Consider the following 15,213-nt stretch of genomic DNA (forward strand, 5'->3'; position numbering starts at 1 on the left):
GTGGGCGATCCCATGTTGATCAAGCGACCTGGGCCTCGCGGCGGTTACTCCGGGACGCGGCGGTAGGCGCCGTCGCTGGCCGAGGTGGCCATCGAGGCGTACGCGCGCAGCGCCGCCGACACCGGGCGCTGCCGGTCGGTCGGGGTGTACGGCTTGTCGCGCTTCTCCTCGGCCACCCGTCGCGCCTCCAGCTCCTCGGCGGACACGTTCAGCTCGATCGACCTGTTCGGGATGTCGATGACGACCTCGTCACCGTCACGGACCAGGGCGATCAGCCCACCGGAGGCCGCCTCGGGGGAGACGTGCCCGATGGAGAGCCCGGAGGTGCCGCCGGAGAATCGGCCGTCGGTGAGCAGCGCGCAGGACCGGCCCAGCCCACGTCCCTTGAGGAACGAGGTGGGGTAGAGCATCTCCTGCATGCCGGGGCCGCCCTTGGGTCCCTCGTACCGGATCACCACGACGTCACCCGCGACCACCTGCTTGGCGAGGATCGCGGTCACCGCGTCGTCCTGCGACTCGTAGACCTTCGCCGGGCCGCGGAAGGTCAGGCAGTCGTCCGGCACGCCGGCGGTCTTCACCACGCTGCCCTCCGGTGCCAGGTTGCCGTGCAGGATGGCCAGCCCACCGTCGGCGGAGTAGGCGTGCTCGCGGTCCCGGATGCAGCCACCGGCCGCGTCGGTGTCCAGCGACGACCACCGGTTGGTGGTGGAGAACGGCTCGACGGTACGCACGCCGCCGGGAGCCGCGTGGAACAGCTCGACGGCCGTCGGTGTCGGCGAGCCGCCGCGCACGTCCCAGTCGGTCAGCCACTGCGCCAGCGAGGGGGAGTGCACGGCCCACACATCCCGGTTGAGCTGCCCGGCCCGGTCCAGTTCACCGAGGATCGCGGGGATGCCGCCGGCCCGGTGCACGTCTTCCATGTGGTAGTTCGGAGAGTTGGGCGCGACCTTGGCCAGGCACGGCACCCGCCGGGAGATCGCGTCGATGTCGGCGACGCCGAAGTCCATCTCCGCCTCCCGGGCGGCGGCGAGCAGGTGCAGCACCGTGTTGGTGGACCCGCCCATCGCCACGTCCAGGGCGACCGCGTTCTCGAAGGCGGCCTTGGAGGCGACAGTGCGGGGCAGCACCGAGTCGTCGTCGCCGTCGTACCACCGCTTGGAGATCTCCACGACGGTGCGGCCGGCCTCGACGAAGAGCGACCGGCGCGCGGCGTGGGTGGCCAGCGTCGAGCCGTTGCCCGGCAGGGCCAGCCCGATCGCCTCGGTGAGGCAGTTCATCGAGTTGGCGGTGAACATGCCGGAGCACGAGCCGCAGGTCGGGCAGGCGGAGCGCTCGATCTCGCCGAGCTGCTCGTCGGTGACCGCCTCGTTCGAGGAGGCGATCATCGCGTCGATCAGGTCGATCTTGCTGTGCACGACGCCCTCGATCGCCATCGTCTTGCCGGCCTCCATCGGGCCACCGGAGACGAAGACGGTCGGGATGTTGAGCCGCAGTGCGGCCAGCAGCATCCCCGGGGTGATCTTGTCGCAGTTGGAGATGCAGACCAGGGCGTCCGCGCAGTGCGCGTTGACCATGTATTCCACCGCGTCGGCGATCAGCTCCCGGCTGGGCAGCGAGTAGAGCATGCCGCCGTGGCCCATGGCGATGCCGTCGTCGACCGCGATGGTGTTGAACTCCCGGCCCACCCCACCGGCCTCGGCGATCGCGTCGCCGACCAGGCCACCCATGTCCTTGAGGTGGACGTGACCAGGCACGAACTGGGTGAAACTGTTGGCGATGGCGACGATCGGCTTACCGAAATCGTCGTCGGTCATCCCGGTGGCCCGCCAGAGGGCCCGGGCGCCGGCCATCGTCCGACCGTGTGTGGAAGTCCTCGACCGCAGCTCAGGCATGCATACCAGCATGACACCGCAGCCACGGGGGCCGGCCCCGGTGGGCGCCGTGTCCCAACAGATGCACACCCAGCCCCCCACGACTCGCGCGCATCCGGCACTCTTGGGAGCGTGCATCTCCCCCCGGGCATGGTCGCTGTGGCGGCGCTCAGCGGGCTCGCCGCCGCCGTGGCCGCCGTGCTGCTGACCGTCGTCGCCTGGCGGCGTACCGGGCCGCGCCGGCCCGCACACGTGCTGCTCGCCGCGGCCGCCGGGGTCGCGCTGCTCAGTCTGCTGGCCGGGGTCGTGGCCGCGCTCAGCGCGAACGACCACTGGGCCCACGAGCAGGGGCAGCGTACGGGCTGGGCGACAGTGGTGGCGATCGGCGCGGCGCTGAGCGGGCTGGCCTTCGCCGCCGGTCTTCTCCGGCTGCCCGGGGTTGCCGCCACCGCGTCGGGAACGGCCCGGCTCGCCCTGGACGGGTTGGTCATGGCCGCCGCGCTGTGGTTCGTCGGCTGGGTGCTCTTCTCCGAGCCCACCCGGCTGCTCGGCGCCGCCACCCCGATGGCCTGCCCGGCGATCCTGGTGGCCACGGTGAGCGCCGCCCTCGGCGCCGGGCTCGCCGTGATCGTGGTCTTCCGGGCCGCGACCCCCCGTCGACGGCTCGCCGCGCTGGGTTCCGGCATCACCGCGGTGACCTGCGGTGGCCTCGGCCTGAGCGCCGGGCTCTGCCAGGCCGGGCCGACGATGGCGCTGACCGGTGCCGCGGTGCTCGCCGCCGGCCTGCTGACCGTCGCGCTGTCGGTGTACCGGGCGGACCGGCCCGGACAGGTCGATCTGGACCTGATCGGCCGCGACGGCGAGTACGCCATCGCCCCGATGTTGGCGATGGCCGCGTCGGCGATGTACCACCTCGCCCAGGACGGCCGGTTCACGGCGGCGGGCATCGTGGCCGGCAGCGTGGAGGGCTTCGCCCTGGTGGCACGGCAATACCTCACCCTCCGCGACGTCCGGGGGTACGCGGACCGCCTGGCCGAGCGGGAGGCGCACTTCCGGGAGCTGGCGCACACCGACCCGTTGACGTCGTTGGCCAACCGGCGTGGTCTGCTCCGCGCACTGCACGACAGCGCCGCGACGGGCAACCCCCGCGTCCTGCTCGGCCTCGACCTGGACGGCTTCAAGAACGTCAACGACATGCGCGGTCACGACGTGGGCGACGCCGTGCTGGCCGAGGTGGGCCGGCGACTGCGCGCCAACCTGCGCCCCGGCGACGTGGCCGCCCGGCTGGGCGGCGACGAGTTCGCCGTCCTCATGCAGGGCCGGCCGGCCGAGGCGGACCGGGTCGCCGAACGGTTGCTCGGGGTGGTCAACCGGCCGTACGACGAGCCGGAGGGGCCGGTCTTCCTGTCGGTCAGCATCGGGGTGGCCGGGTCGGCCGGGGAGGGAGACGTGGAGCTGCTGCTGCGCCACGCCGACCTGGCGCTGCGCTACGCCAAGCAGCGCGGCAAGAACCGGATCGAGCGCTACGACGCGGCGTACGACCAGCTGTTGCGTCGGCGGACCGCGGTGGAGCACGAGCTGCGCGGTGCCATCGACCGCGACGAGCTGCGGTTGGCTTTCCAACCGGTGGCGTCGCTGCCGTCGGTGCGGCCGGTCGGCGCCGAGGCTCTGCTCCGCTGGCACCACCCCGAGCTGGGCAACGTCCGTCCGGACGAGTTCATCCCGCTCGCCGAGGAGTGCGGGATGATCGCTCCGCTCGGCGCCTGGGTGCTGCACCAGGCCTGCTACCAGCTCTCCCGGTGGCTGGCCGACGGGCACGACGTGTGGGTGTCGGTCAACGTCTCCCCGCGTGAGCTGCACGCCCCGGAGTACGTGGTGCAGGTCGCCGAGGCGCTGCGCGCCCACCACGTGCCGCCGCAGCGGCTGGTGCTGGAGGTCACCGAGCACGCGGTCGCCACCGACCTGGACGAGCTGATCCGGCGGCTGACCGCGCTGCGGTTGACCGGCGTCCGGATCGCGCTGGACGACTTCGGGGCCGGCTACTCGTCGCTGGGGCAGTTGCGGCGGCTCCCGATCGACATCCTGAAGATCGACCACAGCCTGGTCGCCGAGCACGAGCCGGTCCGCCCGGTCGACCAGGACGGTCCGGCGTTCGCGCCGATGGTCGACATCGTCATGCGACTGGGCCACCAGCTGGGGCTGGAGGTGATCGCCGAGGGGGTGACGACGCCGACCGAGCTGGCCGCCGTGGTGGCCGCCGGATGCCGGTTCGGCCAGGGCGCGCTCTTCGGCTGGGGAGTGCCGGCCGAGCACCTGGAGGCGATGCTGGAAGCGGCGACCTCACCCGGTGCGCGGCCTGCTCCGCTGCCCACGCCGCGTCGGCATCCGGGCGGGTCAGGGCAGCTCAACCCGCCTGCCGACAGCGCGTCGCCGACCGACGCGCCGGCGTCCGTTAACCAACATGTGGGATCAGTTGACTCATCGCGTGAGATGCGTCAGGCTTAGCCGCATGTCGTCGTACCGGTCGCTGCGAGTACTTACCTGAGCGCACTCTCCCTCCTGAGAGTGCGCTGGCCCCGTGCATCTGCACGAGGGCCGTTTTTATTGCCATCGGAACCTGGCGACGCGAGCCCCGCCCGTGTCGCATCGCTTGACTAGCCACCAGCCACTCCAGCCGAAGGCCAGAACCGTCATGACGAGACCCACGCCCGAGACCCTCGCCCACACCGCCCGCCGGGCCCGCGCCTCCGCCGACCCCGCCGTCGACGTCGACCCGGCCGCCGCACGCAGCGCGGCCACCCCGGCTGTCCCGGCGGTACGACCCACCGCCTCGGCCCAGGTCTCCGGGGCCGGCTCGCTCGTGCGGTCCCTCGAGGCGCTCGACGTCGACGTCGTCTTCGGCATTCCGGGCGGCGCGATCCTGCCCGCGTACGACCCGCTCTACGACTCCACCGTCCGGCACATCCTGGTGCGGCACGAGCAGGGCGCCGGACACGCGGCGACCGGTTACGCGCAGGCCACCGGCAAGGTCGGCGTCTGCATGGCCACCTCCGGCCCGGGCGCGACGAACCTGGTCACCCCGATCGCCGACGCGTACATGGACTCGGTGGCGATCGTCGCGATCACCGGGCAGGTGGCCAGCCCGTTGATCGGCACGGACGGCTTCCAGGAGGCCGACATCCAGGGCATCACCCTGCCGATCACCAAGCACAACTTCCTCGTGCAGAACGCCGAGGAGATCCCGCGGGTGCTGGCCGAGGCGTTCCACCTGGCCAGCACCGGGCGACCCGGCCCGGTGCTGGTCGACATCCCCAAGGACGTGCTCCAGGCGCCGACCACCTTCAGCTGGCCGCCGACCCTGGACCTGCCGGGCTACCGCCCCACCCTGCACCCGCACGGCAAGCAGATCCGGGAGGCGGCGCGGCTGATGGCCGGCGCCCGCCGGCCGGTGCTCTACGTGGGCGGCGGCGTGCTCAAGGCCGGCGCCACCGACGGGCTGCGCCGGCTGGCCGAGCTGACCGGCATCCCGGTCGTCACCACGCTGATGGCGCTCGGCGCGTTCCCCGACTCGCATCAGCAGCACCTGGGGATGCCCGGCATGCACGGCACTGTCGCCGCGGTCTACGGCCTGCAGAAGGCGGATCTGATCGTTGCGCTGGGTGCCCGGTTCGACGACCGGGTCACCGGCAAGCTGGACTCGTTCGCCCCGGACGCGACGGTGGTGCACGCGGACATCGACCCCGCCGAGATCGGCAAGAACCGGCACGTGGACGTGCCGATCGTCGGCGACGCCAAGCACGTCATCGACGAGCTGATCGCCGCGGTGACCGTCGAGCGGTCGGCGGGTCACAGCACCGACCTGGGTGACTGGTGGACCCAACTGGACGACCTGCGCAACCGCTACCCGCTGGGCTACGACGAGCCGTCCGACGGCACGCTCTCCCCGCAGTACGTGATCAAGCGCCTGGGCGAGATCGTCGGCTCCGACGCGATCTTCGTGGCCGGGGTGGGCCAGCACCAGATGTGGGCGTCCCAGTTCATCTCCTACGAGAAGCCGTACACCTGGTTGAACTCCGGCGGTCTCGGCACGATGGGCTACGCGGTGCCGGCGGCGATGGGCGCCAAGGTCGGCAAGCCGGACACGGTGGTCTGGGCGGTGGACGGTGACGGCTGCTTCCAGATGACCAACCAGGAGTTGGCCACCTGCGCGTTGGAGGGCATCCCGGTCAAGATCGCCGTCATCAACAACGGCAACCTCGGCATGGTCCGGCAGTGGCAGACGCTGTTCTACAACGAGCGCTACTCCAACACCGAGCTCGGCACCCACAAGCACCGCATCCCCGACTTCGTCAAGCTCGCCGAGGCACTGGGCTGCGTCGGTCTGCGCTGCGAGAACGCGGCCGACGTGGACAAGACCATCGCCGCCGCAATGGAGATCAACGACGCCCCGGTGGTGATCGACTTCGTGGTCGGCAAGGACGCGATGGTCTGGCCGATGGTCGCCGCCGGCACCAGCAACGACGAGATCATGTTCGCCCGCGGCGTCCGCCCGACCTTCGACGAGGATGACATTTAACTATGAGTGAGCGAAGCGAACGAATCATCGAGCTCAGTGATGCGCAGGGGCGTGCCAGGACCGAGCGAAGCGAGGTCGTGGCATGACGATGCACACTCTGTCCGTGCTCGTGGAGAACAAGCCGGGCGTGCTCGCCCGGGTCTCCGGCCTGTTCTCCCGGCGCGGGTTCAACATCGACAGTCTCGCCGTGGGTGAGACCGAGAACCCGGACGTCTCCCGGATCACCATCGTGGTCAACGCGGAGTCGTCCCCGCTGGAGCAGGTCACCAAGCAGCTGAACAAGCTGGTCAACGTGCTGAAGATCGTCGAGCTGGATCCCCAGGTCTCGGTTGCCCGTGAGTTGCTGCTGGTGAAGGTCCGCGCCGACAGGTCCGCGAGGTCCCAGGTGCTGGAGACCGTCAACCTGTTCCGCGCCCGGGTCGTCGACGTCGCACCGGACACGCTGACCATCGAGGCCACCGGCACCCCGGACAAGCTCGACGCGCTGCTGCGCGATCTCGAAGCCTTCGGCATCAAGGAGATGGTCCAGTCCGGCCTGGTGGCGATCGGGCGCGGCTCGCGTTCGATCACCGCCGGTCCCGCGCTGCGGGCCGCCTGACCGCCACCCGGTCGGCCCTGGCGGGCTGCCCCGGAACCCATCAACACAGACCACGACGGGCCGCCCCGGCCGTCGTACGAAAGGGAAGTTCTCATGAGCGTTGAGGTGTTCTACGACGACGATGCCGACCTCGGCCTGATCCAGGCCAGGAAGGTCGCGGTGATCGGCTACGGCAGCCAGGGTCACGCCCACGCGCTGTCGCTGCGTGACTCGGGCGTCGACGTGGTGATCGGTCTGCCGGAGGGCTCGAAGAGCCGTCCCAAGGCCGAGGAGCAGGGCTTCCGGGTCCTCACGCCGGCGCAGGCCTCCGCCGAGGCCGACGTGATCATGGTGCTCGCACCGGACACCGCCCAGCGTTCCATCTACTCGGAGTCGATCGCCCCGAACCTCGCCCCGGGCAAGGCCATCTTCTTCGGCCACGGCTTCAACATCCGGTACGGCCTGATCACGCCCCCGGCCGAGGTGGACGTGGCGATGGTCGCGCCGAAGGGCCCCGGCCACCTGGTGCGCCGCCAGTACGCCGACGGCAAGGGCGTGCCCTGCCTCGTCGCCGTCGAGCAGGACGCCAGCGGCAACGCGTTCGCCCTCGCCCTCGCGTACGCCAAGGGCATCGGTGGCACCCGCGCCGGCGCGATCAAGACCACCTTCACCGAGGAGACCGAGACCGACCTCTTCGGCGAGCAGGCGGTGCTCTGCGGCGGTGCCTCCGCACTGGTGCAGACCGGCTTCGAGGTGCTCACCGAGGCGGGTTACGCCCCGGAGGTCGCCTACTTCGAGTGCCTGCACGAGCTGAAGCTGATCGTCGACCTCATGTACGAGGGCGGCATCGCGAAGATGCGTTACAGCATCTCCGACACCGCCGAGTACGGCGACCTCTCCCGCGGCTCGCGCATCATCGACTCCCGGGTCAAGGACGAGATGCGCAAGATCCTGGGCGAGATCCAGTCCGGCGAGTTCGCCCGCGAGTGGGTCGCCGAGGACGAGGCCGGCCGGCCCAACTTCACCAAGTGGCAGGCCGAGGGTACGGCGCACCCGATCGAGGAGACCGGCAAGAAGCTGCGCGGCATGATGAGCTGGGTCGACCGCCCGATCACCGAGACCGCCTGACGCATCCTGCGACACCGACGGCCCCGGCCGGCGCTCTCCCCAGCGTCGCCCGGGGCCGTCGACCATGCGCCGCCCGCCCCTCAACGCGCTCGATGCCCTCCGTGATCCGGGCAACATCAGGGATATTGCGCCCTCAGGTTGCTTCGAGGCAGCAGTTTCCCCGATGTTGCGCGGGTCATGGCACCGGTGGGCGGGCGCGGCGGCGGGCGGGACCGTTTCGGCCCGGTGAACGGTCGATGTCCGCCGCCCGACCGGGCGTGTGAGGGCCCTCACCCCGAAGACCGGAACATGCTGGGCAGCAAGGCACCTACGATCGCGGGTAGGTGCAGCAGCCGGCACCTGACGGCCACGGCACGGATCAGCGCAGGGTGCAGTGCGGCGCCCCGCCGCCCGGGCCGATCGCAAACACGACCTCTACGAGGACCGATGAATCCTGTCGTACTGATCGCCGAAGAACTCGCCCCCGCCGCCATCGAGGTGCTCGCCCACGACTTCGACGTCCGTCACGTCGACGGCACCGACCGTCCGGCCCTGCTCGCGGCGCTCTCCGAGGCCGACGCCGTGATCGTGCGCAGCGCGACCCAGATCGACGCCGAGGCGGTCGCCGCCGCGCCGCGACTCAAGGTGGTCGCCCGGGCGGGCGTCGGGCTGGACAACGTCGAGGTGCCGGCCGCCACCGCCCGGGGCGTCATGGTCGTCAACGCGCCCACCTCCAACATCGTCTCCGCCGCCGAGCAGGCCGTCGCACTGCTGCTGGCCGTCGCGCGTAACACCGCGAGCGCCAGCTCCGCGCTCAAGGCGGGGGAGTGGAAGCGGTCGAAGTACACCGGCGTCGAGGTGCAGGGCAAGACCGTCGGCGTGGTGGGGCTCGGTCGGATCGGGGTGCTCTTCGCGCAGCGCATCGCCGCGTTCGGCACCCGGTTGATCGCGTACGACCCGTACATCCAGCCGGCCCGCGCGGCGCAGCTCGGCGTACGTCTGGTCGGTCTGGAGGAGCTGCTGCGGGAGAGCGACTTCATCTCCATCCACCTGCCCAAGACGCCGGAGACGGTGGGGCTGATCGGTGAGAAGGAGCTGGCGATCGTCAAGCCCGGCGTTCGCATCGTCAACGCCGCCCGTGGCGGGCTGGTCGACGAGCAGGCGCTCGCGAACGCGATCGCCGAGGGGCGGGTCGCCGGCGCCGGTGTCGACGTGTACAGCAAGGAGCCGTGCACCTCGTCGCCGCTGTTCGCCTTCGACAACGTGGTGGCCACCCCGCACCTGGGCGCCTCCACCCACGAGGCGCAGGACAAGGCGGGTCTCGCCGTGGCCAGGAGCGTCAAGCTGGCGTTGCAGGGCGAGTTCGTCCCGGACGCGGTGAACGTGCAGGCCGGCGGCGTGGTCGCCGAGGACGTCCGGCCGCTGCTGCCGCTGGCGGAGAAGCTGGGTCGGGCGTTCACCGCTGTCGCCGGTGGGGTTGCCGCCAGCGTCACGGTCGAGGTGCGTGGCGAGATCGTCAGCCACGACGTGTCGGTGCTCAAGCTCGCCGCCACCAAGGGCCTGTTCAGCTCGGTGGTCGAGGAGCAGGTCACCTACGTCAACGCCCCGCACCTGGCGGCCGAGCGTGGCGTCGAGGTCACCCTGGCGACCCTGGCCGAGACGGCCGAGCAGCCCACGTTGGTGACTGTGCGTGGCGCGCTGCCGGATGGTCGTACGGTCAGCGTCTCCGGCACTGTCACGCACTCCGGTGCCCGGGACGTCCTCAAGCTGACCGAGGTGGACGGCTTCGACGTGGAGATCGGCGCGGAGGGCATCCTGCTCTTCCTGCGCTACGCCGACCGGCCCGGCGTCGTCGGCACCGTCGGCACCCTGCTCGGCGAGTCCGGCATCAACATCGCCGCCATGCAGGTGGCTCGGCGCGAGGCGGGCGGTGAGACGCTGATGACGCTGACCGTCGACCAGGCGCTCGGCGCGGACCTGCTGACCTCTGCCGCCGACTCGATCGGTGCCACGTCGGCCAGCGCCGCCGACCTGCGCGACGAGTAGTAGACGACAAACACCGTGGGGGGCCTGGCGATTCGCCGGGCCCCTCGTCATTTCCCGTCCGTGCCGCCGGTCAGGTCAGCCGGGCAGCCGGGCCGGGGGCGGGTAGACCGAGCCGTCCTGCGGGTCGAAGAGCATCAGCCCGTGCTCGCCGGCCAGCCGTTCGATGTCCAGCAGCACCTGGTCCGCGCAGGTCGGGTGCAGGTTCAACTCGACGTGATCGTGTGCGGCGTGCAGTGGCGCCACCGCCCACGGGCTGTTCGGGCCGGGGTGGCGGTCCGGATAGGAGGCGGTGATGGCGCGGTAGAAGCTGACCACCCTCGGGTCGGGGTAACGGTCCACGTGTCGCCCCTGTCGGCAACCCTCGACCGCTGTCCGTACGTCCTCGGGCGTCGCCCCGTGCTCCAGGGCCCACACGCTCAGATCGAAACTCACGGCGGACAGCGTGCCATCCGTCGTTCACCATGTCGAAACTGCCTCGCCGCCGGGTCAACCAACCGGATACCGCAGTCTCCGGTCACGACGGTCCGCTGTGGAGACTCTTGCGTCGAGTTGCGTCGATTCGCTAGCGTACGTCTGCGGTCACTGGCCGAGTTCGAGGCGCCGGCCCGTCTTCGGGTGGCGCGGTCGACGTCCAGCCCGACCGGTCCGCACCCCTCGATTGTGCGAGCCACGCGCACTCGTCGCTGACCGGCCCCCACGGTCGTTGCCGAGACCGTGGGGGCCGATCGCATTGGCCCGTCCGGCCGCCTGTAAGCGACCGAGGTGCGAATCGGGCCCGAGCGCCGCGGGGAGACGGGCTCGCTGCGACCGCGTTCTTCTCAGCGTCGGTGTGCGAACAGCGCCCGATAGTCGGAGTTGCCACGGAACCACGACAGGCCGGTGGGGCCGGCCGCGTAGAGCGCTGTGGCGTAGGCGTCGGCGATGGTGAGGTCGGGGCCCACGACGGTGGCGGCGACGAGCTGGTCGGCCGGCTCACCGGTGTGCGGGTCCACCACGTGCCCCTGCCGCCCGGTCACCCCGGACGTGCCGACCGCTCCGGCGGTCATCTCCAACACCAGCGGGGCGCGCTCGGGTGCGGTGGGGTGGTGCACCGCGACCCGCCAGGGCCCACCGTGCGGCGCGTGGCCGCGAACGACGAGGTCGGCACCGGTGAGGACGGCGTAGTCGTGGATGCCGGCGGCGCGAAGCCGCTCGGCGGCGCGTTCGACAGCCCAGCCGCCGAGCAGACCACCCGGGTCGAAGCCGCCGGGCACCGCCCAGGCGTCGAACCACCCGTCGGTGGCGGCGCGCATGGCCGTGCAGCGGTCCACCAGGTCGGCGAGTGGCGGGTACGAGTCGGGGCTGATCTCGCCCCTGCGCAGGCGGGAGACCAGGCTCTCCGGCCGGTTGGGACCGTAGGTGAGGTCGATGGCGCGCAGCTCCGCCACGCTGTCCCGCAGTGCCTCGCCGACGCCGCGGCGGCCGAGCCACGCGGGGGCGTTGAGCAGGAGGGTGTATTCGGCGGTCGCGGTGCGAACGGTGTGCTGCACCGCGATCCGGCCATCGGTGGCGGAGGTTGGGTCGATGCGGTGTCGACGGCTGCCGAGTCGGAGGTCCGGCCGGCGGTGGCGGAATGCGGCCGGGTCCGGCCAGCGGGTCCGCGGCTGCTCGTCGATGCGCATCGCATCTACCCCCTCGCGCTTGGCGTCGCGTCGTCGCGACGCCGATGGTCGGCAGGCCCCCGTGACCCGCTGATCACCACGGTATGCAGCGGACATGACCGCCCCATGAGTCTCAGCTGAGAGGGTGCTGTGCATCCGCGCGTCCCGAATATTGGAAGGCGCGTACCGGGAGGCGGGACACCCACGTACCGTTGCCCCGGAGGAGAACCCGTTGAGCAGAGGAGTGCGGTCGTGGCGCGGATCGCGGTGGTTGCCGGGGACGGTATCGGGCCCGAGGTGGTCGCGCAGGCCCGCAAGGTGCTCGACGCGGTGCTGCCCGGCGTGCAGGCCACCGAGTACGACCTCGGCGCCGCCCGCTGGCACCGTACCGGAGAGGTGCTGCCCGACTCCGTGCTGACCGAGCTGGCCGGGCACGACGCGATCCTGCTCGGCGCGGTCGGTGACCCGACGGTTCCGCCGGGTGTGCTCGAGCGAGGGCTGCTGCTCAAGCTCCGGTTCGCCTTCGACCAGTACGTCAACCTGCGCCCGTCCCGGCTCTGGCCCGGGGTCGCCGGCCCGCTCGGCAACGTCAAGCCGGGCGAGGTCGACCTGGTGGTGGTGCGCGAGGGCACCGAGGGTCTCTACGCCGGGGCCGGTGGTTCGCTGCACCGGGACACCCCCGCCGAGGTCGCCACCGAGGAGAGCCTGAACACCCGGCACGGCGTGGAGCGGGTCATCCGCGACGCTTTCGCCCGCGCCGGCCGCCGCGAGCGGCGCAAGGTCACCCTGGTGCACAAGACCAACGTGCTCACCCACGCCGGATCGCTCTGGTCGCGCACCTTCGACGTGGTCGCCGCCGAGCACCCGGACGTCGCCACCGAATACCAGCACGTCGACGCGGCGGCCATGTTCCTGGTCACCCAGCCCCAGCGCTACGACGTGGTGGTCACCGACAACCTCTTCGGCGACATCCTCACCGACATCGCTGCCGCCGTCACCGGCGGGATCGGGTTGGCCGCCAGTGGCTGCATCAACCCCGAGGGGGCGTACCCCTCGATGTTCGAGCCGGTACACGGCTCGGCGCCGGACATCGCCGGGCAGGGCATCGCCGACCCGGTCGCCGCGGTGCTCTCCGCCGCGTTGCTGCTGGAGCAGCTCGGGCACGCCGAGGCTGCGGCCCGGGTCAACGCGTCGGTCGCCGTCGAGCTGGCCAGCCGCACTCCGGGCGTGACGCTGCGTACCGAAGAGGTAGGCGACCGGCTCGCCGCCCACGCCGTAGCCTGACCGACCCGACCCCACCAGCGACCGGCCCGGCCTCGGCCCGGCCGGGCCGCTCTGTCTCGCCCGAGCGGCGCTACCCGCTGAACGACCGTTCGGGGTAAGTTTCTGGCACAGCCAAGTCGGTGTGCGATTCCGCATGCCGTTGTCCCGCAGGGAGGTCAGCGCGATGAGCGGTGGTGACAAGCTCGACTTCGAGATCCGTCCGAATCCCGCACCGGTATCGGCCGCCGACCGGGCCGCCCTGCTGGCCAACCCCGGGTTCGGCCGCGTCTTCACCGACCACATGGTCACGGTCCGTTACGCCGACGGCAAGGGCTGGTACGACGCCCGGGTCGAGGCGCGGGCCCCGATCCCGATGGACCCGGCCAGTGCGGTGCTGCACTATGCGCAGGAGATCTTCGAGGGGTTGAAGGCGTACCGGACGGCCGACGGTGGCGTGACGATGTTCCGACCGGACGCCAACGCCGCACGCTTCGCCACGTCGGCGCAGCGGATGGCGATGCCGGTGCTGCCGCCCGAGGTGTTCGTCGACTCGCTGCACAAGCTCATCGAGATCGACCGGGAGTGGATCCCCACCGACGAACACGGCAGCCTCTACCTGCGGCCGTTCATGTTCGCCAGCGAGGTCTTCCTCGGCGTCCGACCGGCCAACGAGTACCTCTACATGGTGATCGCCTCACCGGTCGGCGCGTACTTCACCGGTGGCGTCAAGCCGGTGACCGTCTGGGTCTCCCCGGACTACACCCGGGCCGCGCCCGGCGGCACCGGCGCGGCCAAGTGCGGCGGCAACTACGCCGCGTCGCTGGCGGCCCAGGCCGAGGCCATCGAGGCCGGCTGCGACCAGGTCGTCTTCCTGGACGCGGTGGAGCGCCGGTTCGTCGACGAACTGGGAGGCATGAACGTCTTCTTCGTCTACGACGACGGCACGGTGGTGACCCCACCGTTGACCGGCACGATCCTGCCGGGCATCACCCGCGACGCCATTCTCGCGCTGGCCGGGGCGGCCGGGCACCAGGTCGAGGAGCGGCCGGTCAGCTTCGCCGACTGGCAGGCTGACGCCGCCAGCGGACGCCTGAAGGAGGTGTTCGCCTGCGGCACCGCCGCGGTGGTCACCCCGATCGGTGGGGTCCGCTTCCCGGACGGCGAGTTCCTGATCGGTGGCGGCGAGCCCGGCCGGGTCACCATGGCCCTGCGTCAGCAGCTGGTCGAGATCCAGCGTGGCGAGGCCGCCGACCCGCACGGCTGGGTGCAGCGGGTCTTCTGACATCCGTCGCCGCGCCGGCCCGTCCAGAGGGACGGGCCGGCGCGGTCGGACCGGTACAGGCGTCCGGAACCTCGGCGGTCTACGCCTCGGTGGGCTCGGCGAGCAGGTGGGCGCGGAGCGCGGCGAGCTGCTCGTCGGTCACGCCGGCGTGCCGCAGGTACGCCTCGACCGAACCGTGCCCCTCGCGCAGCTCGTCCAGGAAGATCTGCATCGCCTCGGCGGGTGAGGCCAGGAACGGCGCCGGCAGGTCCCCGCCGCCCGGGTTGATGGAGGCCAGCCACGCGCTGTACCGGGCCGACGCCTCGCTGCTGAGCGCGTAGTCCGCGGTGATGTCCGCGTCGTCGACGCCGAGCACGGCGAGGGTCAGCGCGCAGACGATGCCGGTGCGGTCCTTGCCGGCGACGCAGTGCACCACCACCGGGGCGTTGGCGGAGTCGGCGATCAGACCGACGGCCTCGGCGAGCCCGGCGGTGCCGGTCTGGGCCAGGGCGGCGTACCGGTCCGCGAGGTACCGGGCCAGGCTCGCGCCCTCCTCGTGCGGCACGCCCGCCCAGTCGTCGTGCTCCGGGTGGATGTGCCGGTAGGTCAGCCCCTGGTATGCCGGCACCCGGCCGTCCCGTTCCACCTCGGTGGGGCGGCGCAGGTCGATGACCGTGCGGATGCCGATCGCGACGAACGCGTCCCGGTCCTGTTCGGTGAGGCGGTGCAGCGAGTCGGAGCGGTAGAGCCGACCACGGCGTACGGGTCGGCCACCGTGCCCGAGGTAGCCGCCGGCGTCGCGGAAGTTGAAGGTGGCGGGGAGCGGGATCTGTCGGCTGTCGTCGATGGCGTCCACGCCCTCACGGTAACGG

11 protein-coding genes are annotated in these 15,213 nt (G+C 71.6%); 7 read left to right on the forward strand and 4 right to left on the reverse strand.

What is annotated here, in order from left to right; genetic code table 11:
• Positions 1-44: 44 nt before the first annotated feature.
• A complete protein-coding gene (gene ilvD / locus FBZ33_RS05030) occupies positions 45-1,892 on the reverse strand; it encodes a dihydroxy-acid dehydratase (RefSeq protein ID WP_141908172.1) in 1,848 nt (615 codons plus the stop codon).
• A 129-nt stretch (positions 1,893-2,021) separates the two neighbouring features.
• Between ilvD and FBZ33_RS05035 the strand changes: the two genes are divergently transcribed.
• The 5 genes from FBZ33_RS05035 to serA all read left to right on the forward strand — a co-directional run bounded on the left by FBZ33_RS05035 (position 2,022) and on the right by serA (position 10,177).
• The gene (locus tag FBZ33_RS05035; protein WP_370453073.1) at positions 2,022-4,376 is read left to right on the forward strand and encodes a putative bifunctional diguanylate cyclase/phosphodiesterase; all 2,355 of its coding nucleotides are present in this window, start codon (positions 2,022-2,024) and stop codon (positions 4,374-4,376) included.
• Between the two features lie 187 nt (positions 4,377-4,563).
• The gene (locus FBZ33_RS05040; protein WP_141908174.1) at positions 4,564-6,447 is read left to right on the forward strand and encodes an acetolactate synthase large subunit; all 1,884 of its coding nucleotides are present in this window, start codon (positions 4,564-4,566) and stop codon (positions 6,445-6,447) included.
• A gap of 82 nt (positions 6,448-6,529) precedes the next feature.
• Positions 6,530-7,045 carry an acetolactate synthase small subunit gene (gene ilvN, locus FBZ33_RS05045; RefSeq protein ID WP_088946549.1) on the forward strand — a complete coding sequence of 172 codons (516 nt, stop codon included), beginning with the start codon at positions 6,530-6,532 and terminating at the stop codon, positions 7,043-7,045.
• Between the two features lie 93 nt (positions 7,046-7,138).
• Positions 7,139-8,152 carry a ketol-acid reductoisomerase gene (gene ilvC / locus FBZ33_RS05050; protein ID WP_141908175.1) on the forward strand — a complete coding sequence of 338 codons (1,014 nt, stop codon included), beginning with the start codon at positions 7,139-7,141 and terminating at the stop codon, positions 8,150-8,152.
• Positions 8,153-8,578: 426 nt separating this feature from the next.
• Positions 8,579-10,177, forward strand: a complete 1,599-nt coding sequence (gene serA, locus FBZ33_RS05055) for a phosphoglycerate dehydrogenase (protein WP_141908176.1) — start codon at positions 8,579-8,581, stop codon at positions 10,175-10,177.
• A gap of 75 nt (positions 10,178-10,252) precedes the next feature.
• On the opposite strand, the gene FBZ33_RS05060 is transcribed toward serA, so the two are convergent.
• The gene (locus FBZ33_RS05060) at positions 10,253-10,609 is read right to left on the reverse strand and encodes a hypothetical protein (RefSeq protein ID WP_141908177.1); all 357 of its coding nucleotides are present in this window, start codon (positions 10,607-10,609) and stop codon (positions 10,253-10,255) included.
• Positions 10,610-10,995: 386 nt separating this feature from the next.
• Positions 10,996-11,838 carry an FAD:protein FMN transferase gene (locus tag FBZ33_RS05065; RefSeq protein ID WP_088946553.1) on the reverse strand — a complete coding sequence of 281 codons (843 nt, stop codon included), beginning with the start codon at positions 11,836-11,838 and terminating at the stop codon, positions 10,996-10,998.
• Between the two features lie 231 nt (positions 11,839-12,069).
• On the opposite strand from FBZ33_RS05065, the gene FBZ33_RS05070 reads away from it, so the two are divergent.
• Positions 12,070-13,101 carry a 3-isopropylmalate dehydrogenase gene (locus FBZ33_RS05070; RefSeq protein WP_141908178.1) on the forward strand — a complete coding sequence of 344 codons (1,032 nt, stop codon included), beginning with the start codon at positions 12,070-12,072 and terminating at the stop codon, positions 13,099-13,101.
• Between the two features lie 163 nt (positions 13,102-13,264).
• The gene (locus FBZ33_RS05075) at positions 13,265-14,362 is read left to right on the forward strand and encodes a branched-chain amino acid aminotransferase (RefSeq protein ID WP_088946555.1); all 1,098 of its coding nucleotides are present in this window, start codon (positions 13,265-13,267) and stop codon (positions 14,360-14,362) included.
• Positions 14,363-14,441: 79 nt separating this feature from the next.
• Here FBZ33_RS05075 and FBZ33_RS05080 read toward each other — a convergent pair whose 3' ends face one another.
• Positions 14,442-15,188 carry a tyrosine-protein phosphatase gene (locus FBZ33_RS05080; RefSeq protein ID WP_370453074.1) on the reverse strand — a complete coding sequence of 249 codons (747 nt, stop codon included), beginning with the start codon at positions 15,186-15,188 and terminating at the stop codon, positions 14,442-14,444.
• Between the last annotated feature and the right edge of the window lie 25 nt (positions 15,189-15,213).

It is taken from the genome of Micromonospora sp. A202 (assembly GCF_006715105.1).
Taxonomy (GTDB): Bacteria; Actinomycetota; Actinomycetes; order Mycobacteriales; family Micromonosporaceae; genus Micromonospora; species Micromonospora zamorensis.